Consider the following 26,252-nt stretch of genomic DNA (forward strand, 5'->3'; position numbering starts at 1 on the left):
CTGACCTCGGCACCGGACGGCACCACGCTGTCCTCCCATGAGAGACATGAACAACAGGTGGCGCCGCGCGGTCCGCCCGCCCCGGCCTCGGCTTACGGCGGTGGCCGCCGCCCTCGTGGCGCTCGTGGCCGGTCTGACCGCCGCCCCCGGCGCCGCTCAGGACCTCGGCCCGCACACCGGGCGAACGGAAGCCGCCGCGCAGACCGGAGCGGCCCGGTCGCCGATCATCTCCCGGCATCAGCTCACCCTGATCACCGGCGACCGCGTCACGCTGGAGACGGACACCTCGGGCAAGCAGAGTGTGTCGGTCGAGCCCGCCGAGGGCCGCGAACGAGTCGCGTTCATCAAGCGCCAGGCCGGTCGCGACTGGACGGTCATACCCGCCGACACGCTCCCGCTGCTCGCAACGGGCCGCCTCGACAAGGCGCTGTTCAACGTCTCCGCCCTGGTCCGGGGCAAGTACGCGCGGCGGTCGAGCCTGCCGCTGATCGTCGAGTACGCCGGGGACGCGGGCACCGCCCGGCGACAGCTGACCGCCGCCGGCGCCGACACCGTCCGCCCCATCGGCGGGACCCCCTTCGCGACCCTCGGCGAACACCGCGCGGACGCCGCCGGGTTCTGGAAGGGCATCGCCCCCGGCCGGGCGGACGCCACGTCCTTCGGAGCGGGTGTGCGCCGGGTCTGGCTGGACGGCCACTCCAGGATCCAGCTCGACAGCACGGTGCCGCGCATCGGCGCCCCGCACGCCTGGGAGAAGGGCTACACCGGCACCGGCGTCAAGGTCGCCGTGCTCGACACCGGTTACGACCCCGACCACCCGGACCTCAAGGGCCTCGTCACCGAGTCCGCGAACTTCACCACCGAGCCGAACACCGACGACCTGAACGGTCACGGCACCCATGTGACCTCCACGGTCGCCGGTTCCGGCGCCGCCTCCGACGGCAAGTACAAGGGCGTGGCACCCGGTGTGCAGATCCTGTCCGGCAAGGTGTGCACCGTCGACGGCAACTGCGACAACTCGGACATCGTCGAGGGACTGGCCTGGGCCGCCCAGCACGGCGCCAAGGTGATCAACCTCAGCCTGGGCGACACGGACACACCGGAGACCGACGCCCTCGAGGCCATGGTCGACACCGTGACCCGTGACGACGGCACGCTGGTCGTGGCCGCGGCCGGCAACAGCGGTCCCGGCAAGGTCTCCTCGCCCGCCTCCGACGACCGGGCGCTGGCCGTCGGCGCGGCCGAGGAGGACGACGACCTCGCCGCCTTCAGCTCGGTCGGCCCGCGGGTGGGCGACTCCGGCCTCAAGCCCGACATCATCGCCCCCGGCGTCAACGTCGTCGCCGCGAGGGTGGGCGGCACCACCGCCGACGACGGCTATGTCGCGATGAGCGGTACGTCCATGGCCACGCCCCATGTGACCGGAGCCGCCACCATCCTGTTCCAGCAGCACCCCGACTGGACGGCGGAGCAGGTCAAGCGCCAGTTGATGCAGTCGGCGACCGGCGCCAAGGAGCACGGCGCCTACTTCCAGGGCGCCGGACGTGTCGACGTCGCCCGGGCGGTCGACCAGGACGTCACCGCCGACACCGACGCACTGGACTTCGGGCTGATCCGCTGGACGGATGGCAAGCGGCCTCCGGTGACCAAGAGCATCACCTACCGCAACCCGGGCGCCGCGCCGGTCACCCTTCAGCTGAAGGACAACCCGAGCAGTGGGAAGAAGGACGTGGCCGCCCCCGCCGGGCTGTTCCGGCTCAGCGCCGACACGGTCACCGTGCCCGCGCACGGAACCGCGGCCGTCACCCTGACCGCGACCCCGGAAGCCACCACGACGTACGCCGCCTACAGCGGTGTGGTGATCGCGAGCACCGCGGACGACCAGGTTTCGGTGCGCGTCCCGTTCGGCATGGACGTCGAGCAGCCGTCCTACGACCTGCGCATCGGCATGAAGAGCCGCACGGGCGCCGCCCCCGACAACGCCTACCTGCTGGTCAACTCGGCCGACGGCAAGGCGTACGAGGTCGAGGCGCTCGGCAAGAGCAGCACGGTGGTGCGACTGCCGAAGGACACCTACTCGGTGAGCGGCTTCTTCTTCGACGCCTCCTTCACCGAGGGCACCATCGTCGGCGTGCCGGAGGTCGAGATGAAGGCCGACCGGCAGGTGACCATCGACGCCCGGAAGGCGAAGCCCGTCACGGTGTCGGCGCCGAGCCGCTCGGCGCGCATCATGTCGGCCGAGATCGGCACGATCAGCATGGCCGACCAGCTGCTCTCGGTCACCATGAACAACGCGATCGGCACCGACCACATCGACGGCGTGTACGCGGTGCCGACGGCCCGCTACAAGGACTCGAAGTTCACGTACCTCGTCACCAGCGTCTGGGGCGACCCGGCCGGCGCGGACGGGAATCCCTCCTCCATCTACTACCTCACGCGACCCGTGCACGGCGCCATCCCGGCGGATCCTGCCTACCACCCCCGCAAGTCGGAGCTGGCCAGGGTGAACACCACGTTCGCCGCCACCACGCCGGGGACCACGGCCATGCGTATCGTGTGGACGTACGTCGACAACATCCGTTTCAGCGGACGGGCGTTGGAGGGGATCCCGGTCCCGGCCCGGCGCGTCGACTACTTCTCGGCGGCAGACGGCCTGCGCTGGCAGACGGCCTTCGACCAGAACAGCTTCCTCGACCCGAACGCGCACGGGCAGAGCTACCTGAGCGACCTGCACGGCTACCACGCCGGTTCCCAGGTCGAGGAGCGCTGGAACGGCGGGATCCAGGCCGTGGGCCTCTCGTCCCAGATGGCCGCCTTCCGCGAGGGCGACACGATGTTCCGGCCCTTCCAGTCGGCCGCGAACGGCAACCTCGACCTGGTGGCCGACACCACGTCCGGCCTGCCCGAGGTGAAGCTGTGGCGCAACGGCGAGCTGGTCTCCCAGGACTGGAGCATGAGCGACGTCCCGGCCGACGCCACCCTCGCCGACTACCGTCTGACGGTCGAGCACGACCGTGACATGGCCCCCAGCTCCGTCTCCACGAGTGTGCGGGCGGAGTGGCGGTTCCGGTCGCAGACCACGGCGACCCGGCAGGCGCTGCCGCTGTACGCGGTCCGTATGTCGCCGAAGTTGGACGAGTGGAACCGGGCCGAGGCCGGCCGTGGTCTCGACATCCCGGTCCTGATCCAGCGGACGGCCGGTGCCCCGGCGTCGCCCGTCCGCGTCTTCACCACCGAGGTCTCCTTCGACGAGGGGAAGACCTGGCAGTCGGTGCGGGTCAAGGGCTCCGGCATGGAGCGCACCGTGACCGTGGAGCACCCGCGGCGCGCCGCGGGTGGCTCGGTCAGCCTGCGCGTCCACGTCGAGGACGCGGCGGGCAACTCCTTCAAGGAGACCGTCATCAAGGGCTACCTGCTCAAGTAGCCGCCTTCGCGGAGTAGCCACGTCCTCGAGTAACTGCTTCCGCGAGTAGCACAGCCCGGCCGCAGTGGCCGGACGGACGGGGACAGGGCCCGCCGGACACGTCCGGTGGGCCCTGTTCGTGTGCGTTGTGGCGTCCGCCGTGCTCAGAGCCAGTCGCGGCGGGCCGCGTGCCAGCCCAGCTGCATACGGGTCGCGACGCCCGCCAGGCTCATCAGGCCCTGGATGCGCCGCTGGACGGTGCGCTTGCTGACCCGCAGCTGTCCGGCTATCGCCTCGTCCGTCATGCCGGCGACCATCAGGGAGAGCAGGTGCCGGTCCTCCCCGACCGGCGAGGCGGCATCCGTGGTGCCGGCGCCGCCGATCTGGCCCTCCTCGGTCACCCGGAGCGGGGCACCGATCTCCCAGTGGTGTTCGAACAGGGCGATGAGCGCGTCCAGCAGGCTGCTCTCCCGCACCACCGCGGCCCGCAGTTCCCGGGGGTTGCGGGACGTGCCCGAGGCGGCCAGCGGCAGGATGGCCACCGAGCGGTCGGCGATCGCCATCCGCAGCGGCAGCAGAGGCACCGCCCGGGCGACCTCTCCGGCGCACACGCCCTTGACGACGTAGTCCACCGAGTCGGGGTCGTCGAAGTACGCCTGCTCGTACAGGGCCCTGTAGAGCACGCCCCGGTCCAGCGCGTCGAACTCCTCCTGATTGCTCTCCGGGGACATGGCCACGTACTGGGCCTTCACGAACCACATCATCTCCCGGCCGGCGCCGTGCTGGAGCTGGCGCAGATGCTGGCGCAGTGCCGCCGCGCCGGTGATGATCTCGACGGCCTCGCCCGTGTTCCGGGCCCATGCGCTGCGGCGGTGTGTCTCCGCAAGTTCGTAGACGGCGGCCCGGGTCTGTTCCAGGGCGTCGAAGTGGCGTTGGAGCCGTGGCATGAGGGCCACCTGCGGCGGCACGGCCGTGAACCATTCGGGACTGTCCTCGACCGCCGACGCCAGGCCCTTGTGCTCCAGCGCGCGCAGCAGCAGCCGCGCGGCCACGACGTCGAGGGCCGAGCGGCCGGAGATGTCCTGAGCGGACGCCGTCCCGGTGGCGACCAGAAGGCGGTACACCTCGCTCTCGTCGGCCGTCAGGCCCACCGTCTCCAGCATGTCGCCACCTTTCTCACCGTCCGGCCGCCTCCGCCCGGGTTTCCGCGGGAGGAACTCAGTCGTCCCGGCTGATGATTCCACCAGCCCCTGCGACCAGGCACCACGACGGTTGTCGCCGGCGATCTGGTTCACCGTGACGGGACGGTGCCGTCAGCATCCGGTGGACCCCGGGCGGGGCCGCTCGAGTGTCACAGACTGTGGAGCTTCGCCTTCGACGGCTACCCTGCCCCGTTCGACCGGCGGCGGTTCGTCTCCCCGGCCGCCGCCGCCAGCGCGGGCACCCGTGCGGTGGTGGTGTGGAGCGGCCTGAGGACATGGCACGGTGAACCGTTCTTCCACCTTTCGGTGGCGCGAGACGGTGCCGAGCAGTACGCGTTCACCTACGCGGACGGAGAGGTCCGGTCAAGCGGGGAGATACCGCAGGCGCTGGCCCCGAGCCGGTTCTTCGGTGACCTGGAGGACGGCGCCGAGGAGGAACGTTCGCTGCTGGAAGCGGTGGCCGGGGAGTTCGGTGCCATCTGCCGCGTCATGCCATCACGAACGGGCGGCTGCACACATTCACCACCCGTTCATGGACGCGGCCGCCGAGAGACGGCGAGACGTACGCGGTGATCCGCATGCACCGGGCAGCCGCGCGCCGGCGGACGGGGGAGTACGGGCCGGGGAGCAGGTAGAGACCGGCCAGGCTGCGCACATTCTCCATACGGTGAGAGTCGAGAGCACGTAGACCTGGGATGTCGGAGGACGATCACCGGCTACCGGATCGACCGCCCGACCGGGATGCTCTCCGTCATCGGCCACCAGCCACGGCGTGAGCGGTCCGACCAACTTCGTCATCGACCCCAGTGGACGAGGGCTCTACGTCAACAACAGCACAGCCGACAGCATCGCCCAGTTCGCCGTCGGGCCCGAGAGGGGCGAGCTGACGCCCGCCGGCGGGACGACTCCCGTCCCCGTCCCCCTGATGATGGCGCTGCGCCACCAGGACTGAAACGGCAGTACCCGACGTCAGCTGCTCGGACCCTCGCAAACGAAAGCCGCTTAAGCCCTTGCCTTAACCAGCATGCCGGAGGTTCTCGGCCTCCCTCCGGTGTCCAGCCATGGTCTGGGCTATTTGCGTCGGCCTGGGGCGTCGGGGTCAGCTGTCCGATGTGGGTTTCGATGGCGCTCGCTTCGATCAGGAACGGCCGGTCGAACTGCCAGAAGATCTCCGTCACATCGCGTGCCTGGGTCTCGAACAGGCACGCGGTCCGCAGGGCGAGCTTGGGTACTGCGCTCACGCGCGTGCGGCCGTCGAGGGCCGCTGCGGCGGCGTACTGTCGGCCGGTCAGAGGCTTGGGAGAGGGCAGGTTCCACGCCCGTCCCCCATGACGCCTCGCTGTCGGCCAGCATCACGAGTGCCCGCGCGAGATCCGGCAGGTAGTGCAGGGCGTGCGGTTGGTCGAGCTTGCCCGGCCAGAACATGCGCCTCCCGGCGACCGCCCGCGCGAACAGGGGTGTTCCCGGGGACCGAGATCAGCCCCCCCCGGGGGCCGAGGCCGTAGTCGTCGGCACCCCAGCCGCCGCAGCGGAGTCTTGCCGCCCGGCAAAGACCCCTTCGCTGCATGGGGCTGCCCACCATGAACACCCCGTCCGACCGGCCCGAAGACGGCCGGATACAGTGCGCGCGACGGCAGCCCGGTTGCTTGAGAAGGGGAAGCGTGACCGACACCAGCGAAACCCGATCCGCCGACAGTGCAGCGCACGAGACCCAGCGGAGCCGACTGCACGGCCTGATGCGCTACCTCCCCCTGGTCGCCCCCGTCCTGCTGTGGGCCGTGCCCTGCTGGGTGCTGCTGCACACCGGCCAGCACTGGCCACTCCCCGTCACGCTGGCCGGCACCGCCCTGTTCGCCCTCGGCCTGATCGGCATGCCGCTCGCGATGGTGCGCGGCCACGGCCGACGCCAGCAGGACTGGGCGGCGATCATCGGGGACACCCTGCTGGGCACCATCTGGGTCCTGTTCACCTGGTCCGTTCTGCTCGGCGTCCTGCTGCGGCTCGCCCTGACCGTGACCGGCGTCGGCGACAGCCAGGACCGGGCCCGGATCGTCACCTGGGCGGTCCTCGGCGCAGCCGCCGTGCTGCTCGCCTGGGGGTACGCCGAGGCCCGCCGGGTACCACGGGTACGCCGCCTGGACGTGCAACTTCCGCGCCTGGGGGCCGGGTTGGACGGCATCCGCGTCGTCCTCATCACCGACACCCACTACGGCCCACTCGACCGCGCCCGCTGGTCGGCGCGGGTCTGCGAGACGGTGAACACTCTGCAGGCCGACCTGGTCTGCCACGCCGGAGACATCGCGGACGGCACGGCCGAACGCCGCCGCGCCCAGGCCGCCCCACTCGGCACCGTGCGGGCCACCCGGGCCCGGGTCTACGTCACCGGCAACCACGAGTACTACAGCGAGGCCCAGGGCTGGGTCGACCTCATGGACGAGCTGGGCTGGGAGCCACTGCGCAACCGCCATCTGCTGCTCGAACGCGGTGGCGACACCCTCGTGGTCGCCGGCGTGGACGACGTCACCGCCGAGTCCTCCGGCCTGGCAGGCCACCGCGCCCACCTCGCCGGAGCCCTGCACGGCGCCGACCCCGACCACCCCGTCCTGCTCCTGGCCCACCAGCCCAAGTTCGTCGACCGGGCGGCAGCCGACGGCGTCGACCTCCAACTCTCCGGCCACACCCACGGCGGCCAGATCTGGCCCTTCCACCACCTGGTCCGCGTCGACCAGCCCGCCCTCGCCGGCCTCAGCCGCCACGGCACCCGCACCCTCCTCTACACCAGCCGCGGCACCGGCTTCTGGGGCCCGCCGTTCCGCATCTTCGCCCCCAGCGAGATCACCCTGCTCGTACTCCGCTCCCCACGCCTACCCACCCTGCCGTAGCACTGGGCGGACCAACACATCCGCTTGGAGCAGTCCCCGAACCGAGGGGTACGGCGTCGACAGATGGCCAGGCCCGTCTCGCCGAGGACGAGATCCGGACCATGCGAAGAACCTGCTGCCGCGCAGTCCGCCAGGCCCGCCGGATGACGGAGCAACGATCGGCGCCGAGCCACTGGGCGAGCACGGCGGCCTCACTGTGGCCGAGGTCCTTGGTGGCGGTGAGCAAGGTGACCTTGTCGTGGGCGGCGAGATCACGCAGGTGCTGCGCGGCTGGCCGGTGATCGGCGACCTCCAGTTCGCCGATGTAGCGATTCCGGAACTCCGCGAAGCGCTCCTGGTCGTGATGGTGCCAGTGGCGCAGGTCCGCCGACGGCGCCACGTCGCGGAGCCATTCGTCCAGGTGGGCCCGTTCCTTGCTCATTCCGCGGGGCCACAGGCGGTCCACGAGCACTCGCTTGCCGTTCCGCGACGAGGTGTCCTCGTAGATCCTCTGACACCTGGGAACGCCGCGTGGGTGGGGCCGCCGGCTGCGGTCCCACCCAGGCGGTGCTGTCCCAGGTGACCTCCCGGGGTGTGACGTCAGCGCAGGCCGAAGGCCCGGGTGATCGTCTGCGAGACGGTGTTGCCCGCGCTGTCCCGGGCGCCGACCCGGAGGGTGACGAAGTCGGCGGACCGCGGCGCGCGCAGGTTCGTCCGCCATCCGTCATCGCGCCGGCTCAGGTCGGTCCGCTGCCAGGTCGCACCGTCGTCGTACGACACCTCGACGGTCGGCTTTGCGATGGTGGCGGTGGTGCCCGGCAGGTGCGAGGCGGTCACCGTCAGGCCGGCGTGCCGGTCGGCACGGCCGGACCTGTCGGTGTCCACGCCGTAGTCGAGCTGGATGAGCGGCAGGGACACCGCCGCATCGCTGCCGGTGACCGCGGAGGTGAAGTCCCACTCGGTCAGCGTGTGCGTCGAGTACGGGTCGGCCCAGGTGCCGCGGTCGTTGTCGAGGACCAGCCGGTAGGGCAGGCGCTCGGCGCCGAGGCCGGGAACCTGCAGGTACTCGGCGTTGCCCCAGTCGAGCTGCTGGTCGCCCTGGTAGAGCGACATCCAGTCCTTGACGTCGAAGTTCGCGCCGGCCTCGCCGACGTGGCCGGACCCCGAGTCACCCCAGCCGGGCGCGGTGATGTACATCGTGTCGAGGTAGCGCACCGGCTGGTAGTTGATCGGGCCCATACGGGGCCGCTGGATCGGACCGAACCAGCTGACCTTGCCGGTCTTGCGCGCCAGGTAGTTCAGCGGGTCGATCGAGTGCTGCCCGGTCTCGCCCTGGATGAATGCGTCGTCAAGCCACGTGGTGCCGGCGGTGACCCAGTCGGTGCGCTCGCCCTGGGCGGGCGCGGTGAGCTGGTTGCCGACGGCCCAGCCGCGCCAGACGTCCGGACGGAACTCCATCGCCTTGCCCTGCCGGTAGTTCCGGAAGGAGACGTTCACCCGGCTGAGGTCCTTGGGCTCCTCACGCCAGGTCGGGTCCGCCGGAACGGCGCCCGTCCAGTGGTGCACGACGTCGTAGACGTAGTCGGTCGTGGGGTGCGAGGTGACCTTCAGCGAGACCGCGCCGTGCCGAAGTTGGCCGAGCAGGTCGGCGCCCTGGTCGGCGTTGAGCGTCGCCACCGTCACCGGGGCCGGGCTCTCCGGACTCCAGGGGTTCTCGTCCCAGGGCTGCAGGCGGCCGACGCCGTCGTTGACGACCAGCAGCAGCCGGGCCCCGGCGGCCGCGGCGGCCTCCGCCTGGGCCTTGATCCCTTCCGTGCCGGCGCCGCGCACCACGACGGCCTTGCCGCGCACGTTCTGCCGCGCGAGCTCCTCGGCCGTGCCGTCACCGGCGAAGACCGCCGTCAGGTTCCGGGTACCGGCGGGCAGCGGCGTGGCCGCGCGCTTGACCAGCGGGTCCTTGAAGGTCGTCGACTTCGTGCTCACGGTCAGCGCGGGCTGCTCGAGGCGGAAGCGGGCGCCGGTCTCGAACTCGCCGTCGGTGACCTTCTTGCCGGTCGGGAGCGCCCAGATGCTGTCGTACGACGGGTCCGGCAGCATCGACGTCTCCACCAGGCTGTCGGTGAAGGACCGGTGGGCGTCCAGGCGCGGTGCGACGGCGGTGGTCTGCTGCGGCACGCGCGCCAGGATCCGGCGTGCCTTGCGGCCGTCCAGGGTGACGGTACGGTCCTGGTCCAGCTTCACGTCGTTGAAGGCGAGCAGCACCATGCCGCGCGAGTGCGGGCCTTCGGCGCCCTGCACGTCACCGGTGAGCCAGCCGCTGTAGCTGCCGACGGGCAGCCGCGCCGTGCCGGTGCCGGACGCGTCGAGGTCCATCACCGTGAAGAGGTGCTCGGCGGTCAGGACGACCCGGCCCTCCAGCGGCTTGCCCGAACGGTCCTTGGCGACCACGGTCAGATTCTGCCGCTGGCCCTCGCGGGCCGCGCCGATCAGGGTCCGGGCGCGGACCGCTCCGCTGCCGTCCGTACCGGTGATCATGGCGCTGACCGACTGGTCGCCGCCCAGCTTGTCCAGATCCGCCGTCAGGGTGACCGTGGCGGTGCCGTGGGCGGGCACGGTGACGTGGCCGGCGGAGAGGCTGAACAACCCTGCCGGGACGGTGCCGTTGACCGCCAGGTTGAGGTTGGCCGGTGCGTCGCCGACGTTGGTGTACGTCACCGTCTGGACGTCGGTCTGCCCCGGCTTCGGCGGCCACGTGTAAAAGCCGGAGTAGGCGCTCGTGGTGGCGAAGACCGTGGTGTGCACGGCCGCCAGCGCGTCGAGCCGGCCGGCGCCCGCCTGGTACGGGGTGTACGCCGGGGTTGCCTTGGCGCTGCTGACCAGCGCCTCCTTGAGCTGGGTGCCCGTCCAGTCGGGGTGCTCTGAGGCGAGGAGCGCGGCGGCACCGGCGACGTGCGGCGTCGCCATCGACGTGCCGCTCATCGTGGTGTAGTAGCCGGAGCCGCGCTTGTAGTGCGAGCGCGCCGCGACGATGTCGACGCCGGGCGCGGTGATCTCCGGCTTCAGCCCGCCGTCGCCGTCACGCGGGCCCTGGCTGGAGAAGTCGGCGAGCGTGTCGGTGGAGTCGACGGCGCCGACGGTCAGCGCGGAGTCTGCGGCACCGGGGCTGCTGATGGAGTGCGGGCCACCGTTGCCCGCCGCGATCACGAACAACGCGCCCGTGTCGTGGCTGAGTTCGTCGACGGCCTGGCTCATCGGGTCGGTCTTGTCACCGCTGCCGCCCAGGCTCATGCTGATGATCCTGGCCTTCTGGTCGCGGGCGGCCCACTCCATGCCCGCGATGATCCAGGATTCCTGGCCGCTGCCCTCGGAGTTGAGCACCTTGCCGACGGCCAGCCGGGCGCCGGAGGCGACACCCCGCTCCTTGCCGTCGGAGGCACTGCCCGTGCCGACGATGGTCGAGGCGACGTGCGTGCCGTGGCCGTTGTAGTCGGCGATGTCGTCCTCGCCGGGGACGAAGCTGGCGCTGTCGGACACCTGCCCGACCAGGTCCGGGTGTTCGGTGTCCGCGCCGCTGTCGAGCATCGCGACCTTCACGCCCTGGCCGGTGTCGCCCTCCGCCCATACCTTCTGCGCGCCGATCTGGGCGGTGGAGTCGGCCAGGTCGGCCTTCACCTTGCCGTCGAGCCACACGTTGGCGACGCCGCCCGCGAAGGACGGCTTCGCGGACCGGGCCGCCGCGCCGGAACCTCCGGTGAGCGAGGACCAGAACTCCGGTGCCTGCTGGTGATTCTGCGCGAGGGCCGCGCCCTGGATGCTGTCCAGGCGGCGGACGTCGGTCGAGCCGGCCATCTTCGCCCGGGTGCGGGACTTGGCGGCGGCTCCGGTGTAGCGCACGATCAGCGGCAGCCGGGAGCTGTGCGCGTCGTCGTAGCCCTCGGCGATCAGCCGCGTCACGTTGAAGAGCTGCTTGTCGAGCTTCCCGGCGCTCACGTACGGCAGCGCGGAGTCGGGGTAGACGTAAGTGGCGCCGTCCAGGACAGCACGGTGGAAGCCGGTGGTGGCTCCGCTCGCGGCCTGGAAGGAGTGCACGACGGTGCCGTCGGCGGCGGTCCCGATGGTGACCTTGTCACCCGTGATCAGGGTGACGGTGTGCGTGCCGGCATCGCCGGGGGTTTGGTGTCCAGCGTCGTTGTGCGACACCTCACCGGCGGAGTACGCGGACACAGCGGCAGTCGCCGGTATGACGCCGAGTGTGAGCGCGGCCGCCACGGCGAGGGCGATCGGCCCGGGCCGGGGGATGGGAACCTTGGGCAAGGAAGACTCCTGAGACGCGGCGAAGAGCGAAAGATCACTGGATCCTCCGGCCTCCCCTGCCGTCGTTCAAGGGGTCGCACACGTCGCTCTTGTGCCATGGCACAGTTACGCCACGCGCAGACGGGGTCGTCGGCCACCGCGCGTCCAGGGGGGCGGACCGCCCTATGAATTCGGCGTGTCGTGGGACGGAGCAACGGGCCTGTGGGGCATCCTGGTCGGCGGCTTGGCGCATGCCCTCCGCCGGGGCGGACGCCAGGTGCGGCGGGCCCGCGCTCTCACGTCATCGATGGGTGATGGGCCTTCCCGCGGGGGGCCGACAGCCCCACAGCCGGTACCCACTCCCCGTCACTCAGCGCGTGCCCTCGCCCACCCGCACTGGTTGCGTCAACTGCGGATCCGCTGGATGTCCGCGACGACGTCCACGACGCCTTCCTGACCGTCGGCTGCGCGCTCATACGCTGACCGTGCCCTTTCGTCAGCGAGTAGATCCTCGCCTGGTCAGAGGGCATCTTCCCGCAATTTGTTGACGGCCGCAGAGCTCATGAAACGATCTTGGCGATGGGGTCGTGGCATCGCGCTTTGCCGTCAGGCTTCGAAGTCTCGGGCGGCCTCCTCACGTTCGCACACGGTCACCGCCCTCTGGTTGCCGGGCCCGGCACCGTCGAGGGGTTCGCCGGTTGCCGGGCCCGGCACCGTCGAGGGGTTCGCGCAATTCCACACAGCATCGACCCGGGCAGGGAGCGGGCATCTGTCGAATCCGTGTCGAAGTCCGCTTACCGGGGCGCCCAGTTGCGGAATCGGCGCAAGCGTTCAACCTGTGGACGATGCTCTACTCGCAACGCGCCTTCACACAGCGGCCAACACAATGAGCCGAGTTGTCGGTGGGTGATGAGGCAGCAGGCGAGTTTGAGGAACGCTTCGTGGATGTCGGCTCTGCGTTCCCAACGGGTGCGTAGGCGGCGGAAGCCGTGCAACCAGGCGAAGGTGCGCTCGACCACCCACCGGTAGGTGCCCAGTCCGGTGCCGCGGCGGGTTCCGCGGCGGGCGATGACGGTCACGATGCCGCGGGCGCGGACCTGGTCGCGGTAGATGTCGTGGTCGTAGCCCCGGTCGGCGAACAGCGAGTCCGGCTTGCGGCGCGGCCGACCCGGCCGCGGACCGGCGGGATCGCGTCGAGCAAGGGGATCAGCTGGGTGACGTCGTTGTGCGGGCGTCAGCCCGGGTCCTTCGCGGCACGGTGCCGTACTTCCTCGTCGCTGTCCCGGCTGGACCGCTCGACCAGTTCGTCAGTCGGCTTCGGGCCGTCCAGGGCCAGTTGGCGCATCCGCGGGTTCGGGTCATCGGCGTACCGGAGCAGGGCGGTGCGGGGGAAGTTCGGATGACCGTGCGGGCGATCGGGCGTGCTGAGGCTGCCGGTCCACCACTGCCAAACCCTCAGCAGCATGTCCGCGGGTGCGTCATCGCAGGATTCCGCGAGGAAGAGCTGTACGACACGGTCCTCATCGCGCGCGAGGAGTTCGACAACACCTCAAGTTGACAGCGCCCACGGACCGGATCGGCTGGCATCACCGGCTCGATCCGGTCCCGCATCACATCAGTGATTACTGATCGGGCAGACATCTCCGATCAGGGACATGGCCACCTCACGGCGACGATGGTCGCGCCGGAGCTTTCGTCTGGTTGATGTCGCCGATCATCTTCCACAGCCGCAGCGCCCGCCCTCGGTGCTGGTGCGCCAGGTGGTGAACGCCGGCGGCGGCGTCCAGATCGCCGATCAGTTGCCAGCATGTGGCCTCGTCCTGGCGGTCGCCGTGCCGGTGGAACAGGCCCGCCGCGCGCTCCAACGCCGGGCTCGCCCGGTCCCGGTCGTCTTGACCGGCGTACACGCGGCCGACTTCCAGCAGCGTGTACGCGGCACACCGCTCGTCGGCCAGTTTCTCGAAGGTGGCCAACGCCTGCCACAGGCAGCGCAGCGCCTCGTCCGCATCACCGCGCCGATCGTGCAACCGGCTGAACCGCCGCAGCACGACGGCCACGCGATGCTCGTCATCAAGCGCCCTGGCCACGCGCAAGGCTCCGGTGAACCAGGACTCCGCCTCTTCGAGTCGACCCTGCATGAGTCGCATCACGGCCATGGAGCAGGACAGCTGCGCTTCGATGTGCCGGTCGCCTTCACCGACCGCGATGGCCAGCGCTTGCTCGACACGTTCGAGTGCTTCGTCGTCACGGCCCTGCACCCGGCTGACCGTACTGAGCATCGCCACCGACAACGCCTCGCCGCGCTTGTCCCCGCTGTCCCGGCACAGCTCGATGGAGGACTCCAGGGCGCGGGTGGCTCGGTCGAATTCGTCTTGGTAGATGTGCAGCTGGCCAAGTCCGCGTAGCAGCACCGATGCCCCGCGCGCGTTGCCGGCGGCCTCGGCCGCGTCCAACGCGAGTCGGTGCCCGTGCTGCCAGTCCTGATACAGACACCGGTGGTCGTAGTAGGTCGCCGTGCCGGCCGCCAGCTCCCAGGCCAACTCGTCCAGGCCCCAGTCCACGGCCAGTTTCACCGCGCCGAGCAGGTTGTCGCGTTCCGCGTCGAACCAGCCGAACGGATCGGCCATCAGCCGGTCCACGACCGCATCGGGCAGCGATCGGCGCGGTGCCGAACCGGGCGCGGCGGCCAGCAGCCCGCCCGGCAGCCGATCGGTGCCGCGCCCCATCAGCTCAAGCCAAACGGACAGCACCCGGATGATCGCGTCCCGCTTGTCCTCCGTCGGCAGCGGGGCGGCGATCTCCACGGCACAGGTCCTGATCAGGTCGTGCAACCGATAGCGCGGCTCGCCGAGCGCGTCGGTGGCGGTCAGCCGAACCAGGCTGGCGTCGACGAGGGTGTCCAGCACCTCCTCGCCGTCCGAGCGGTCCAGCAGCGGGCCGACCACCCAGCCGGGCAGGGTGTAGGCGCCGAGCAGACCCAGCAGACTCAGCGCGCGCACCGCGTCGGCCGGCAGCAGCCGTAGGCTCAGCTCTACGCTGGCTCGCACGCTGAGGTCCCCGATCCTCAGCTCGGCCAGCCGCCGGGACTCATCCTCGATGCGTTCCCGCAGCACCCTCAGCGACCAAGCCGGGCGGCCCGTGAGCTTGCCGCTGGCGATCCGGATCGCCAGCGGCAAGCTGCCGCAGCAGTCGAGGATCGCCTCGGCCTCCCCCGGTTCCCGCTCGACCCGCCGCCGCCCGACAATTCCCGTGAACAACTCCCGCGCCTCTGCCGGGCTCAGCACGTCCAGGTCGATGTGCCGAGCGCCGGGAAGTTGCGTCAGCAGAGTGCGGCTGGTGATCAACACGGCACATCCGTCGGCCGCGGGCAGTAAGGGCAGCACCTGATCGACGTGACCGGCATCGTCCAGCACCACCAGCATGCGACGGTCCACCAGCAACGACCGGTAGAGCGCGGCCCGCTCGGCCAGGCCGTTCGGGATCGCGCTGCCGGCGATCGAGAGCGCGCGCAGTGCCTCGGCCAGCATCAGCCCCGGGTCCCGCGGCTCATCCGATGTCGCCGCGAGGTTGAGGTAGAGCTGGCCGTCGGGGAAGGCGGCGCTCGCCAGCCGCGCAGCGTGCGTCACCAGGCAGGACTTGCCGACACCAGGACCGCCCACGATGACGGCCACCGGGGCCCGGTTCGGCGCCGAACCGTCGAGCAGTCCGGCGATCTCGGCCAGTGCCTCGGCCCGGCCCACGAAGTCGGATACGTCGAGGGGCAGTTGACGCACGGGCATCGCCATGGCCGACCCGGCGGCCGGCGCGTCAGGGCTCTCCGGTGCTATGTCTAAGGGCCTGCTTGCCGGGACCGGAGCCGTCAGGGCGGGATCCGCGGTGAGGATGCGCTGATGCAGCGCCTGGAGCGGCGGGGTGGGATCGACGCCGAGTTCGTCGGCCAGTGTCCGGCGCAGCCGCTCGTACACCTGCAGCGCCTCGCCTTGTCTTCGACACCGGTAGAGGGCGACTACCAGGTGTTCGGCGACCTGCTCGTCGTAGGGGTGCTCGCGGAGCAGAGCGGTCAGTTCATCGATGACCTCTCGATGGCGCCCCAGGTCGAGTTCGATGGCCAGGCACTGTTGGTGCGTGGCCGCGCGTTTCTCGTTCAGCCGTGCCGCATCGATCTCCAGGGTTTGGCTGGAAGTGTCGACCAGGGCGTTTCCGCGCCAGCAGGCGAGCGCCCGCCGCAGCGCGACTGCTCTCTCGAACGGGGCCGTGTGCTGTTCGGCGAGGTGTCGCTCGTGGTCGAACTCCAGCAGGTCGAGTTGATCTCGAGCCAGGTGGATCTCGTAGCCGCCGCGCCGCGTGCTGATCAAGGAGCCGGGTGCTCCGCAGGCCACGAGGTTGCGGCGCAGCCCGGAGACGGCGTCCTGGACCTGGCGGACCGCGGTGGCGGGCGTGTTCGTGTCCCACATCACGGCGACGAGCCGTTCCATGGCGACGATGTTGTTGGCGTCGATCAGCAGTGCTGCCAGCATCTTGGCCTGCCGCGCCCCGTTCAACCGAACCTCGCGTCCGGTGATCTGGGCGCATAACGGCCCCAGCACGCCGAATCTCATGTATCCCCCCGGCACGTGAAAATTGACACCGCCCCCCGGCTGACCTCGCATTAGGACGAATCTAGGACGGCCGACGGGCCCTCATCCGTAGCGTCAACGTAGCGGGGCTCACCGAAAGGCGGGATGTTCCCGCGGGATCCAGAAGGAGAAGTGTCTTGAACTTGCGTAGGAAGTTCCTCGCTGGCGCCTTTGCTGGAACCGTAGTACTCGCAGGCGTCGCGGCAGCCACTCCGGCCGGCGCGATCGCCAACGTCGGCTGCAACAACAACACCCTGCATGAGTGGAGCCACACCCACGACTACTGCTATGCAGGCGTCGGTGACGGCTGGGCAAACATCTCAGAGGTGTATGCAACGAGCTCGGGGAACAGCGGGAGCGTGACCGACATCAGCGTGCACGGGGTCAACTACAACGTCCCCTTGAGCGCGGGGATGAGCGTCAACTACGAGCAGCGCTACGGAACCTGGGGGAACGTGTACGGGGTTCACATCAAGTACATCCCGTAGCGGATCGCTGCCGGCGGGAGCCTCTGGCGACCGCCGGCAGCGGTGTCCACGACGTGCTGTGTTACGGGACCTGCTGAGATGAGCCAAGATGAGAAACACGGGTAGAGCAGCTGTCGGGCTCGTAGCACTGCTGCTGACTGCCGGGTGCTCAAGCCAGACACCCCGGTCCCCTGCGCCGGCACTGGGGCCGATCCCGGAGATAACCTCGGTCGACGCCATCAGTTTGCCGATCGATTCCTACATACCCACCTCGGCCCAGATCCTGGCGTTGCAGAAGGCCACTGACGTGGCGTCGGCGCATTGTATGCACAGCTATGGACTGCCGTATCACCCGCCGATCATGGAGGGGTTCGCCGACTTCGCCCGGCAGAACAAGGTACGCACTGCCCTGTACGGTTTCTTCGACCTTTCCACGGCCCGCAGCAAGGGATACGACACGCAGCTCGGCAGTCCTGACGGCACGTCCAACGAAGTGCCCTACACCATGACGGAGATGGGTGTGCTCCGCGGACAGAGCGCCTCCGGAACCACTGTGGCCACGTTCAAGGACAAGAAGGTCCCCGTCGGCGGATGCCGTCAGCAGGGCATCGACGCTATCGGAGGCCCACCTCCGATACCTGCCGCCGAAGCGCTTCCGGAGGGAGGCCCCAAGATTCCCTCGGATCATCCACACATGAAGGTGGTCAATGCACGCTGGGCGGCCTGCATGAAAGGCAAAGGGTTCATGTACCCCAACCCTTGGGCGGCATACAGCAGTCCGAAGTGGAGAGCATCTGCGGCTGGGTCACCCCCTCGACACACCGCTCACACATCAGAGGAAATCGCAACTGCCACAGCTGATGTGGAGTGCAAGCTGTCTACCAACTTGGTCGGCGTTGCCGTAGCCGTTGAGATCGCCTACGACCGTCAATACATTGAGGCTCATACGGCTCAACTTGCCAAATTCAAGCAGCGGCTTGGCGACCAACTGCGCGCGGCCGCACGACTGACAGGCTCCAGCTCGGCTTGACTCTGTCGGGAATCTTGGAGTTTCTCGGTGCGGCAGCATGATCGACCGGCATGCCCGGGGCTGTTCCGAAGGTCGATGCAGTTGTCGAGGTGTTCGTTGTCCGTACGTCCCCGCTCCGGTGAGCACGTCTCGTCTCTGACTGCGCAGATCGCGCAGGCGAGCAACCCGGGCGGTACGACGGCGATGTGGGTGAGAGACCACCTCGACGGGCTCTGGCGTGACGAGGACTTCGCTGACTGGTACCCGCGCGACGGGCGCCCCGGCCTCTCACCCGCTCAGCTCGCCACCGTCTGTGCAGTTCCTGCTCGGCCTGTCCGACCGGCAGGCAGCCGAAGCTGTCCGTTGCCGCATCGACTTCGAGTACGGCCTGTCCATGGAGCTGGACGATCCGGGCTTCCGCCACAGCGTGTTGGCCGACTTCCGCGAGCGCCTCGCGCGGGACGAGTGCCCCGACCGTCTTCTCAATCTGGCGCTCTCCCGCCTCGTTGAGGTCGGCCTCAAGGAGGCGGCCTCGCACGCGAGCGCACTACGCAGTGGACCGACTCCACCCTTGTTCTGGCCGCGGTGCGCGACCTGACGCGGCTGGAACTGGTCACTGAGGCGGTCCGTGCCACGCTGGAAGAAGTGGCCCGCGCCGCCGGGCATCTGCTGGGCGGCCTGGTCGACGAGGACCGGGGCGCCTCTATGGCCGTCCGGTCCGCCTGGGCAAGAACCCCACCCGGCCCAAGACCCGGATCCGCGCCGCCGGTGACGACGCCTGCCGGGTGCTGGAACGCCTCCACCGGAACGGCCCGCAGGCCGGGGCCCTGCGGCAGATCGTCGTGCAGAACTACTACCGCGACGCGGCGGGCCGCCTATGCTGGCGCACCGCCGACCACGGCGGGCTGCCGCCCTCTTCCTCGGCGGTCGTCTCGCCCTACGACATCACGGCACGCTATGCCCGTCACGACAGCCCCTATCCCGGACCTCGTCAGCCGGAGGAATGCTCATTCGATGTCGGCTGGTCCGGCGTATCTTCCTCCGGAGGTGGCGCCGACGATGGAGGGAACAGAAGGTTCTCCATGGCGTCCAGCATGAACATCAGCAGCAGGAGCATCTCCGGCACGAGCAGAGCTATCACGACCACGGTGCCTCCCGACGAAGTCGGTGATCACGGGTACGGTGCGGCTGCAACAGGTACAGGCTCAGCGTGGACCGAATGGGGGAACGCCGCACGCTGAACTCGGGGGCGTTAGGCCGTTCGGGCGACCCCCCTGTACGGACACTTATGGGGAGATCAAAGGTCTACCGGCGCGATCGTCACCGCAGGCAGGGAGCGGGACCTTGAAATGGCGTGACCCGTGGCACGGCGTGACCCGTGACATGGCGTGACCCGTGTTTCAGCAGGTCAGCTGGTTTCGTCGGTCTCTGCGGGCTTGTTGAGGTCGCCGCTTGCGCGTGAGTTTCGGTTCCGCCACAGGCGGCGTGCTGAACTGATGGCCTCGAGCAGCACCGCGCTCAGCACGCGGAGACGTCCCGGTGCGCGACCGCGGGGGCCGACCGTGTCGGCGGCTTCGGCACCGCTGGTGGCGTTCGTGGATCCCAGGCGTGTACGCAGACGCTGTCGGACGCGAGCGCGGAGTTGGTCCAACAGCAGGGCCGCGGCACCGGTCTGTGCCGGTTCGGTGACATCGTCGGCCAGTGTCAGCTGGACGCCGCCGAGGTATTGCGAGGACATGTTGTAGAGGTAGGCGCTCAGGGTTGCCAGGGCCGTGCCCAGGATGACTTCCAGCACGACGACGGCGGTGGTGATGGTCAGTCCCCGTCTCAGGGACGGCCACGGTTGCGGGTCTATCGCGCTCAACGTGCTCCATATGACGGCCATGGTGACGACCACACACGCTCCGAGACTTACCAGGACCAGAAAGCTCGTTGCCATGACCGACCAGGGATCAGCTTGGGTCATGCGCAGCCGTGCCATCTGCCGGCCAGGTCCGCAGCACGCCGCCCGTGGCACCGGCGCCGCCGGGTCGCAGGGGCGGCCGGCGGCCGGCAGCGGCTGTTCATCCCGGTGCAGGGGCGGGCCGTCGGCCACTGCGGTCACGGGCGCCGGATCCGTCTGGGAGCGGTCCTGCGCGTCGTTCTCGCGGGGCTGCGCCGGCTGCTGAGCAGCGGACACAGGTGCACCGTCCCTGGCGGCGTCTGCCGGTGGTCGCCCGGTGCGGCGGGGCACGTCCTGGGGGTCTCGTTGCCGGCGGCCGGCGGCACCGCCTTGTCCCGAGGTCTCTATGTTGCGGGTACCACGGGTCCTGCGCTTGGCCCGGCTCATGTCTTCCTCCCCGGGTGATCGGGCGCCCACTGGTCTCACGGCACACGTGACGCGCTGGGCTGGGTGCTTGGGCTGTGTCTGAGCGCTGATCCCCACGCGGTGGCGGGGGGCCTTGAGCGGCCGCCGGGCCTGGCCTCAAGCGACTGCGCGGACGCCGCTGGCGGCCGCTGTGCGGGTGATCCGGCCGACCTCGTGCCAGAACGGCCTCGCTGTCAGATATGCGCCCAGCACGGACAGCACGCCGAAGGAGACGTCGACACTGATGCGACCCTCGCTGGCCCAGTAGACGTCCTGCAGATCCAGCAGCAGCGCGAACTCGTCGCAGATCAGCGCGGTGCCGCATCCGTAGGCGGCCGCCACGACGGGATGTCCGATCGCCCGCTCGTCACCCCGGACGGCGATCAGGCCGAGCCCGGCGAGCGTAGCGATGCCGAAGTTGTAGTGGTGCAGATGCTCGCCGCCTGCGGAGATGTTTCCCCAGGGCAGCCACCCGCCGCGAATGCCGTGCGTGATGACCCGTACGGTGCCGAAGGTCACCCCGAACGAGATCCATGTGATCAGCAGCGACCGCTGCAGCGGCGTCAAATGCCGTTCCGCTGCCTGCCGCCACCGCCGCACCAGCAGCGGCCTGGTCCGGTCGCGGCGGCCCGCCGTGGCGAGTCTCATCACTGACGGACCTCCCATGCCGAACAGGCCCCTGCACACCGTCGGCAGATGCCCGCTTTCAACAACTCGTTTGCGAATCCGACGTTATGTGCAGGTTTGCGGTCATGCATCCGGAGCGCTTTCCACGAGGTGCGGACACCCACCCGAGCATGAGCTGCGCAACATCCCGGATGCGATCTCGTATGTGGACCGCATCGGTCACTCTGCCCGGCGCGACGATCCATGCCATGACGACCGTCACCGGGGCCCACGGACTGTGGGAGGCGGACGGTGGGATGCCGCGTGACTCGGTCGGCGCGGGCGGTCGGGTCAGAGTTCGTCCGGTGCGCCGAGGCCGGTCAGGGCGCCGACCGGGTCGAGGTCGGGGGTGCCCCGGGGCCACCAGTCCTCGTGGCCCGGTTCCGATTCGTAGGCGTACCAGAGACCGTCGTGGCCCAGGCGGAGCTGGGCGTGGCCGCGGGGGTGGGTGAGGTGGTTGCGCCAGGGGCGGAAGGCGGGGAGGTCGGCGGCGAGGAGGAGGGGGCGGGCGCGGTCGAAACGGCCCGCGGGCGGGTCCCAGGGCTCTTCGAGGACGGTGAGGCCCTCGAGCCCGCCCTGCCGCCAGGCGGCGACCGCGCGTGCCAGGTCGGCGGGGGTACGGTCGGCGGCGGAGGCCAGTGAGGAGTAGAGGGCGCGGGTCGCGGCGGTGAGGCCGGAACCGGGGCGGGCGGCGGCGAGCCGGACCGCGTCCTGCCACAGCGTCAGCTCGGCGACCGGGTCGCGGCCCGTGGTGAGCAGCGCGTGCGCGCGGGCGGCCGCGTCCGTGGCGAGCTGGTCCAGCGCGAACGGGTCGGGGTCGCCCGGCGCGCCCGGGTAGGTCGGCGGCTGCTCGGGATGCCCGGGGGCGGGCAGCGGCGCCGGGAGGGGCGGCAGCGACCGGCGCGCGAGGGCGTCACGGGCCCGTACACCGGGCAGCGGCGCCGCCTGCTGTTCCTGGGCGGCGCGGGCCGCGCGGGTGGCGTTGCGGCGGGACAGCGCGTCCAGCAGCTCGCGCTCGCCCCTGCCGCGCAGCAGAAGCAGTACGAAGGGGTCCTCGTCGAACAGACGTGCCGTCTGGTAGCAGAGGGCGGCGGCGTGTTTGCAGGGGTGGCCGTAGTCGGGGCAGCTGCACTGGGGCGCGAGGTCGCCGGGGCCGGGGAGCAGGTCGGCTCCGCAGTCCGCGAGCGACTTGGGCATCTCCTTGTCGAGGAGCGCCGCGATGTGCCCGGGGCGCTCGGCCGCCGCGTCGAGGAAACGGTCCCAGTCGCCGTCGTCCAGCGTCCGCAGTCGGACCTGGACGCGGTATGGCCGCGGGCGGCTCCCGTGGACATAGGCCAGCACGAGTCCCGGTGTGACGGTGATGGCGTCGACGTGCCCCTGGTCGGCGTACGCCCGTCCGCGCGCCAGCCGCGCCGCGTCCAGGGCCCCCTCTTCGAGGGCGCTCACCCAGGCGTTGCCCCACCAGGTCTCCGCGAAGGTGTCCGCGCGCGAGGTACGGGCGGGGAGCGCTTCGAACGTGCGGCGCAGCTCGCCGTCGCGGCGCGGGGACGCCATGGAGCGCGGCGCGGCGGCGGTCAACGAGAGCATGCTCGGCTCGCCGAGCCGGGGCTGCGTCGGGAGCATCGGCCGCGCCGGGCGCACCGACCTGCGGTGTCCCTTCTCGGCATCTGTTTCGGCGTCTGTTTCGGCGTCGGTCTTGGCCTCGGTCTTGGTGCCGCTGTTGGCGTCGGGGGCGGTCTCGGTGCTGGTGCCGATGTCGGTGTTGGTGCCGATGTCGGTGTTGGTGTTGGTCTCTGCGTCTGTCGTGGTGTCCGTGTCGGGGTGCGCCGGACGGCCGGTGGCGGTTGTGTCGCGGGGCGCTGCGGCGCCGGGCAGCTCGAAGGCCTCCGCGAGCACCTCTCGTACGTCCCGGACCCGGCCTCCCCGGTCGTGGTCCCGTCGGTCGCGCCGGGCCCGCGCACCGGCCGCCGCACGGTCTGCCGACCGGTGCGTGCCTCCGGCTGCCTTGGTTTCCGCCGCCGTCCGCGCCTGTCGGGCTTCCGTGCGCGCCGCGCGCAGTGCCTCGCGGGCGATGTCACCAGGACGCGTGCCGGCTACGGGCACGTCGGCGGACGGGGCGTCCGCCGTCTCCGCACGGGCGGAAGGCCGTACCGGGCCGGGTTGGGCGCCTGCCTCGGTCTCCGGATCCGGGACGGTGTCGGCACCCGCATCCGCACCCGCGCTCGGGTCCGGATGCGGATCGCTCCCCCTCGTGGCCGCCCGGCGCAGGGCCTGCCTGGCCGCGTCACCCGGTCGGGCCGCCGGGGAGGTCACGCCGTCGGACCGCGAACCCGGCTCGTCCCCTGCCGCCGCACCCCGGGTGTCGCGCTCCCGCGCGGCCCGCAGCGCGCGACGCGCCACGTCGGCGGGGCGCGGCCCGGCCGCGGGAGCAGACGACTCGGCGTCCGGCACGTCCACGCCCCCGGTCACCGGTGGTGTCTCCTCCTCGGCGCCGCTCACGACGACCTCCGCAGTGACACCAGGTCCGACAGCTCGCGGTCGGTCAGTTCGGTCAGGGAGGCCTCTCCGGAGCCCAGGATGGCGTCGGCGAGCGCCCGCTTCGCTTCGAGCATCTCGGCGATGCGGTCCTCGACCGTGCCCTCGGTGATGAGGCGGTGGACCTGGACGGGCTGGGTCTGGCCGATGCGGTAGGCGCGGTCGGTGGCCTGTTCCTCGACGGCCGGGTTCCACCAGCGGTCGAAGTGGACGACGTGGCCCGCCCGGGTGAGGTTCAGGCCGGTGCCCGCGGCCTTGAGGGACAGCACCAGGATCGGGGTGGCCCCGCTCTGGAAGCGGTCCACCATGTGCTCGCGTTCGGCGACCGGGGTGCCGCCGTGCAGGAGCTCCACCGGGACGGCGCGCGCGGCCAGGTGGGCGGTGATCAGCCGGGCCATCCCCACGTACTGGGTGAAGACCAGCGCCGAGCCGTCCTCGGCGAGCAGTGTGTCCAGCAGCTCGTCGAGCAGGGCGAGCTTGCCGGAGCGGGCGGAGGGTCCGAGGGCGGCCGCCCGGGCGTCCTCCTTCAGGAACAGCGCCGGGTGGTTGCAGATCTGCTTGAGGGAGGTGAGGAGCTTCAGGACCAGGCCCCGGCGGGCGATGCCCTCGGTCGTCTCGATGGCGAGCATCGACTCGCGGACCACGGCCTCGTAGAGGGAGGCCTGCTCGCGGGTCAGGGGGACCGGGTGGTCCGTCTCCGTCTTGGGCGGGAGCTCGGGAACGATCCCGGGATCGGACTTCTTGCGACGGAGCAGGAAGGGGCGGATCAGCCGGGCCAGGCGGGCGATCGCCTCCTCGTCCTCGCCGTTCTCCACGGCGCGCGCGTGGCGGGCGCGGAAGGACTTGAGGGGTCCGAGCAGGCCGGGCGTCGTCCAGTCCAGCAGGGCCCACAGCTCGGAGAGGTTGTTCTCCACGGGGGTGCCGGTGAGGGCCACGCGCGCGGGGGACGGGATCGTCCGTAGGGCCTTCGCCGTCGCCGAGTAGGGGTTCTTGACGTGCTGGGCCTCGTCGGCGACGACCATGCCCCACGTCTGCTGGGCGAGCCGGGGCGCGGCCGAGCGCATCGTGCCGTAGGTGGTGAGGACGAAACCGCCGTCGAGGTCCTCCAGGGTGCGGTCGGGGCCGTGGAAGCGGCGGACGGGGACGCCGGGCGCGAAGCGGTTGATCTCCCGCTGCCAGTTGCCCATGAGCGATGCCGGGCAGACGACCAGGGTGGGTTCGCCGCGCTCCCGGCGCAGGTGCAGGGCGATGACGGTGATGGTCTTGCCGAGGCCCATGTCGTCGGCGAGGCAGCCACCGAGGCCGAGCGAGGTCATGAGGTCGAGCCAGGCGAGGCCCCGCAGCTGGTAGTCCCGAAGCCGGGCCTGGAGACCCGGGGGCGGCTCCACCGGGGTGATGCCGGCCGTCAGACGGTCGCGCAGCGTGGCGAGGGCGCCGACCGGCACCGCCTCGACCGTCTCGCCGTCGACCTCCGCGGTGCCGGTGAGCGCCACGGACAGGGCGTCGACCGGGTCGAGCAGGCCCAGCTCGCGCTTGCGGGCCTTGCGGACGAGGGCGGGGTCGACGAGGACCCACTGGTCGCGCAGCCGCACGACCGGGCGGTGGGCCTCGGCGAGGGCGTCCATCTCGGCCTCGGTGAGCGGGTCGCCGCCGAGGGCCAGCTGCCAGCGGAACTGGAGCAGTTCCTCGCTCTCGAAGAATCCGGTGCCGTCCGTGGCCGAGCCGGGCGCGGGGCGCACCACCGCGGCGGCGCTGAGGTCGTGGGCGAGGTCGCGAGGCCAGTGGACGGCGACGCCGGCCGCGCCGAGGCGGGTCGCGGCGATGCCGAGCAGGTCGGAGAGCTCCTCTTCGGAGAGTGCGAGGACGTCGGGCACGTCCTGTTCGGACAGGCGGTCCAAAGGCGGCCAGACGCGGGCGGCGCGGCGCACGGCGAGCGCCGCGTCCACGCGCGCGCGGGGGCCGAAGGCCGTGTCGGCGTCGCCCGCCCACAGGCCCGCGGCGTCGACGACGAGAGTGGGGTCGGCGAGGCTGTGCACCTGGACGACGGCGGCGCCCGCGCGGTGCGCGCCCTCGCCGTCGTCGAAGAGCTGGTACGCCGACAGGTCCAGGCGGAGCGAGATCCGTACGCCCGCGTCCATGCCCGCGGCGACCTCGGCGGCCCAGTCGTGGGCTCCGGGCAGCCGCTGTGGCTCTCCGGCCGCGAAGGGTTTGCCTGAGGTGTGGGGAGCGGCGGGGGTGCGCGGCAGGATGTCGGCGACCGCGTCCAGGAAGGAGCGCATCAGCGCTTCCGGGTCGGGCAGCCGGAGGGGGCCCTTGCCGGGGAGCGGGACGGCATGCCCTTCGTACGGGAGAGCGGCGGCCACGGCCCGCAGGTGGGCGATGTCGTCCGGGTCCAGTGGGCCCGCGCGCCAGGCGTCGTGGCCCTCGGGGGTGAGCCCGGGCAGCAGTCGGCCCCGCGCGACGAGCCGCAGTGCGTGCAGCGCGACCGCACCCCAGCAGGTCGTGGCCGGATGCGCGGCGCGGTCGTGGCGGGCGCCGGCGAGCAGCGGAAGGGCCTCGGCGATCGGCAGGGTCAGCGCGGGGACGGTGCCGCGGCGGGCTCCCGAGCCGTGCGGTCGTACCACCGTCAGCTCGGTCGGCTCGGCGGACGACGTGTTCTCGGCGGGCGGGACGCTCCCGGCGCCGTCGCCGGAGGGCAGCGGCCCGCCGTCCGGGTCCCAGAAGGCGACGCGCCCCTGGCGGGGCACGGGTGCGGGCAGGAAGACGGCGGCAAGCCGCACCGGCACAGCCGTAACGCTCTTCACGGCCTCGTCGCCCATACGTCCGGTCACCTCCCGCCCCTCGGTCGCATCA

The 26,252-nt window shown here is 71.0% G+C and carries 15 protein-coding genes and 3 pseudogenes; 7 read left to right on the top strand and 11 right to left on the bottom strand.

Features of this window, described 5'->3' with window-relative positions; translation table 11 throughout:
• Positions 1 to 46 precede the first annotated feature (46 nt).
• Complete coding sequence (locus ACIRA5_RS25715; RefSeq protein ID WP_403694072.1) at positions 47 to 3,424, top strand: S8 family peptidase; 3,378 nt, start codon at positions 47 to 49, stop codon at positions 3,422 to 3,424.
• Between the two features lie 143 nt (positions 3,425 to 3,567).
• Here ACIRA5_RS25715 and ACIRA5_RS25720 read toward each other — a convergent pair whose 3' ends face one another.
• Positions 3,568 to 4,566: a helix-turn-helix domain-containing protein gene (locus tag ACIRA5_RS25720; protein WP_403694074.1), complete on the bottom strand. Its 999-nt coding sequence runs from the start codon at positions 4,564 to 4,566 to the stop codon at positions 3,568 to 3,570.
• A 198-nt stretch (positions 4,567 to 4,764) separates the two neighbouring features.
• Here ACIRA5_RS25720 and ACIRA5_RS25725 point away from each other — a divergent pair.
• From ACIRA5_RS25725 to ACIRA5_RS25735, 3 genes and pseudogenes are all read left to right on the top strand, one after another.
• A pseudogene (locus tag ACIRA5_RS25725) lies at positions 4,765 to 5,240 on the top strand (SMI1/KNR4 family protein); the annotation flags it as partial.
• Positions 5,241 to 5,377: 137 nt separating this feature from the next.
• A complete protein-coding gene (locus ACIRA5_RS25730) occupies positions 5,378 to 5,557 on the top strand; it encodes a beta-propeller fold lactonase family protein (RefSeq protein ID WP_403694075.1) in 180 nt (59 codons plus the stop codon).
• A gap of 709 nt (positions 5,558 to 6,266) precedes the next feature.
• The gene (locus ACIRA5_RS25735; RefSeq protein ID WP_403694077.1) at positions 6,267 to 7,487 is read left to right on the top strand and encodes a metallophosphoesterase; all 1,221 of its coding nucleotides are present in this window, start codon (positions 6,267 to 6,269) and stop codon (positions 7,485 to 7,487) included.
• Between the two features lie 166 nt (positions 7,488 to 7,653).
• On the opposite strand, the pseudogene ACIRA5_RS25740 reads toward ACIRA5_RS25735, so the two are convergent.
• From ACIRA5_RS25740 to ACIRA5_RS25760, 5 genes and pseudogenes are all read right to left on the bottom strand, one after another.
• Positions 7,654 to 7,974 (bottom strand): annotated as a pseudogene (locus tag ACIRA5_RS25740) (DUF488 domain-containing protein); the annotation flags it as partial.
• Between the two features lie 92 nt (positions 7,975 to 8,066).
• Positions 8,067 to 11,780, bottom strand: a complete 3,714-nt coding sequence (locus ACIRA5_RS25745) for a S8 family serine peptidase (RefSeq protein WP_403694079.1) — start codon at positions 11,778 to 11,780, stop codon at positions 8,067 to 8,069.
• A gap of 773 nt (positions 11,781 to 12,553) precedes the next feature.
• Positions 12,554 to 12,984: pseudogene (locus tag ACIRA5_RS25750) on the bottom strand (transposase); the annotation flags it as partial.
• A gap of 9 nt (positions 12,985 to 12,993) precedes the next feature.
• A complete protein-coding gene (locus ACIRA5_RS25755) occupies positions 12,994 to 13,224 on the bottom strand; it encodes a HEAT repeat domain-containing protein (RefSeq protein WP_403694080.1) in 231 nt (76 codons plus the stop codon).
• Positions 13,225 to 13,423: 199 nt separating this feature from the next.
• Positions 13,424 to 16,357: a BTAD domain-containing putative transcriptional regulator gene (locus ACIRA5_RS25760; protein WP_403694082.1), complete on the bottom strand. Its 2,934-nt coding sequence runs from the start codon at positions 16,355 to 16,357 to the stop codon at positions 13,424 to 13,426.
• Positions 16,358 to 16,512: 155 nt separating this feature from the next.
• Between ACIRA5_RS25760 and ACIRA5_RS25765 the strand changes: the two genes are divergently transcribed.
• From ACIRA5_RS25765 to ACIRA5_RS25775, 3 genes are all read left to right on the top strand, one after another.
• Positions 16,513 to 16,863 (top strand): hypothetical protein, encoded by a 351-nt coding sequence (locus ACIRA5_RS25765; protein ID WP_403694084.1) that lies wholly within the window; start codon positions 16,513 to 16,515, stop codon positions 16,861 to 16,863.
• Positions 16,864 to 16,951: 88 nt separating this feature from the next.
• Positions 16,952 to 17,872, top strand: coding sequence for a hypothetical protein (locus ACIRA5_RS25770; protein WP_403694085.1), 921 nt, complete (start codon positions 16,952 to 16,954; stop codon positions 17,870 to 17,872).
• Positions 17,873 to 18,164: 292 nt separating this feature from the next.
• Entirely contained in the window at positions 18,165 to 18,449 is a 285-nt protein-coding gene (locus ACIRA5_RS25775; protein ID WP_403694087.1) for a transposase, read from the top strand.
• A gap of 393 nt (positions 18,450 to 18,842) precedes the next feature.
• Here ACIRA5_RS25775 and ACIRA5_RS25780 read toward each other — a convergent pair whose 3' ends face one another.
• The 5 genes from ACIRA5_RS25780 to ACIRA5_RS25800 all read right to left on the bottom strand — a co-directional run bounded on the left by ACIRA5_RS25780 (position 18,843) and on the right by ACIRA5_RS25800 (position 26,218).
• Positions 18,843 to 18,998: a hypothetical protein gene (locus ACIRA5_RS25780; protein WP_403694089.1), complete on the bottom strand. Its 156-nt coding sequence runs from the start codon at positions 18,996 to 18,998 to the stop codon at positions 18,843 to 18,845.
• A 261-nt stretch (positions 18,999 to 19,259) separates the two neighbouring features.
• Complete coding sequence (locus ACIRA5_RS25785) at positions 19,260 to 20,030, bottom strand: DUF3566 domain-containing protein (RefSeq protein ID WP_403694091.1); 771 nt, start codon at positions 20,028 to 20,030, stop codon at positions 19,260 to 19,262.
• 285 nt (positions 20,031 to 20,315) lie between these two features.
• Positions 20,316 to 20,846, bottom strand: a complete 531-nt coding sequence (locus ACIRA5_RS25790) for a hypothetical protein (protein WP_403694092.1) — start codon at positions 20,844 to 20,846, stop codon at positions 20,316 to 20,318.
• A 309-nt stretch (positions 20,847 to 21,155) separates the two neighbouring features.
• Positions 21,156 to 23,249, bottom strand: coding sequence for an SWIM zinc finger family protein (locus tag ACIRA5_RS25795; RefSeq protein ID WP_403694465.1), 2,094 nt, complete (start codon positions 23,247 to 23,249; stop codon positions 21,156 to 21,158).
• 110 nt (positions 23,250 to 23,359) lie between these two features.
• On the bottom strand, positions 23,360 to 26,218 hold the full coding sequence (locus ACIRA5_RS25800) for a DEAD/DEAH box helicase (protein WP_403694468.1): 2,859 nt from the start codon (positions 26,216 to 26,218) through the stop codon (positions 23,360 to 23,362).
• Between the last annotated feature and the right edge of the window lie 34 nt (positions 26,219 to 26,252).

Origin of the sequence: Streptomyces sp. NPDC096311 (assembly GCF_044763085.1) — a bacterium.
Classification (GTDB): domain Bacteria; phylum Actinomycetota; class Actinomycetes; order Streptomycetales; family Streptomycetaceae; genus Streptomyces.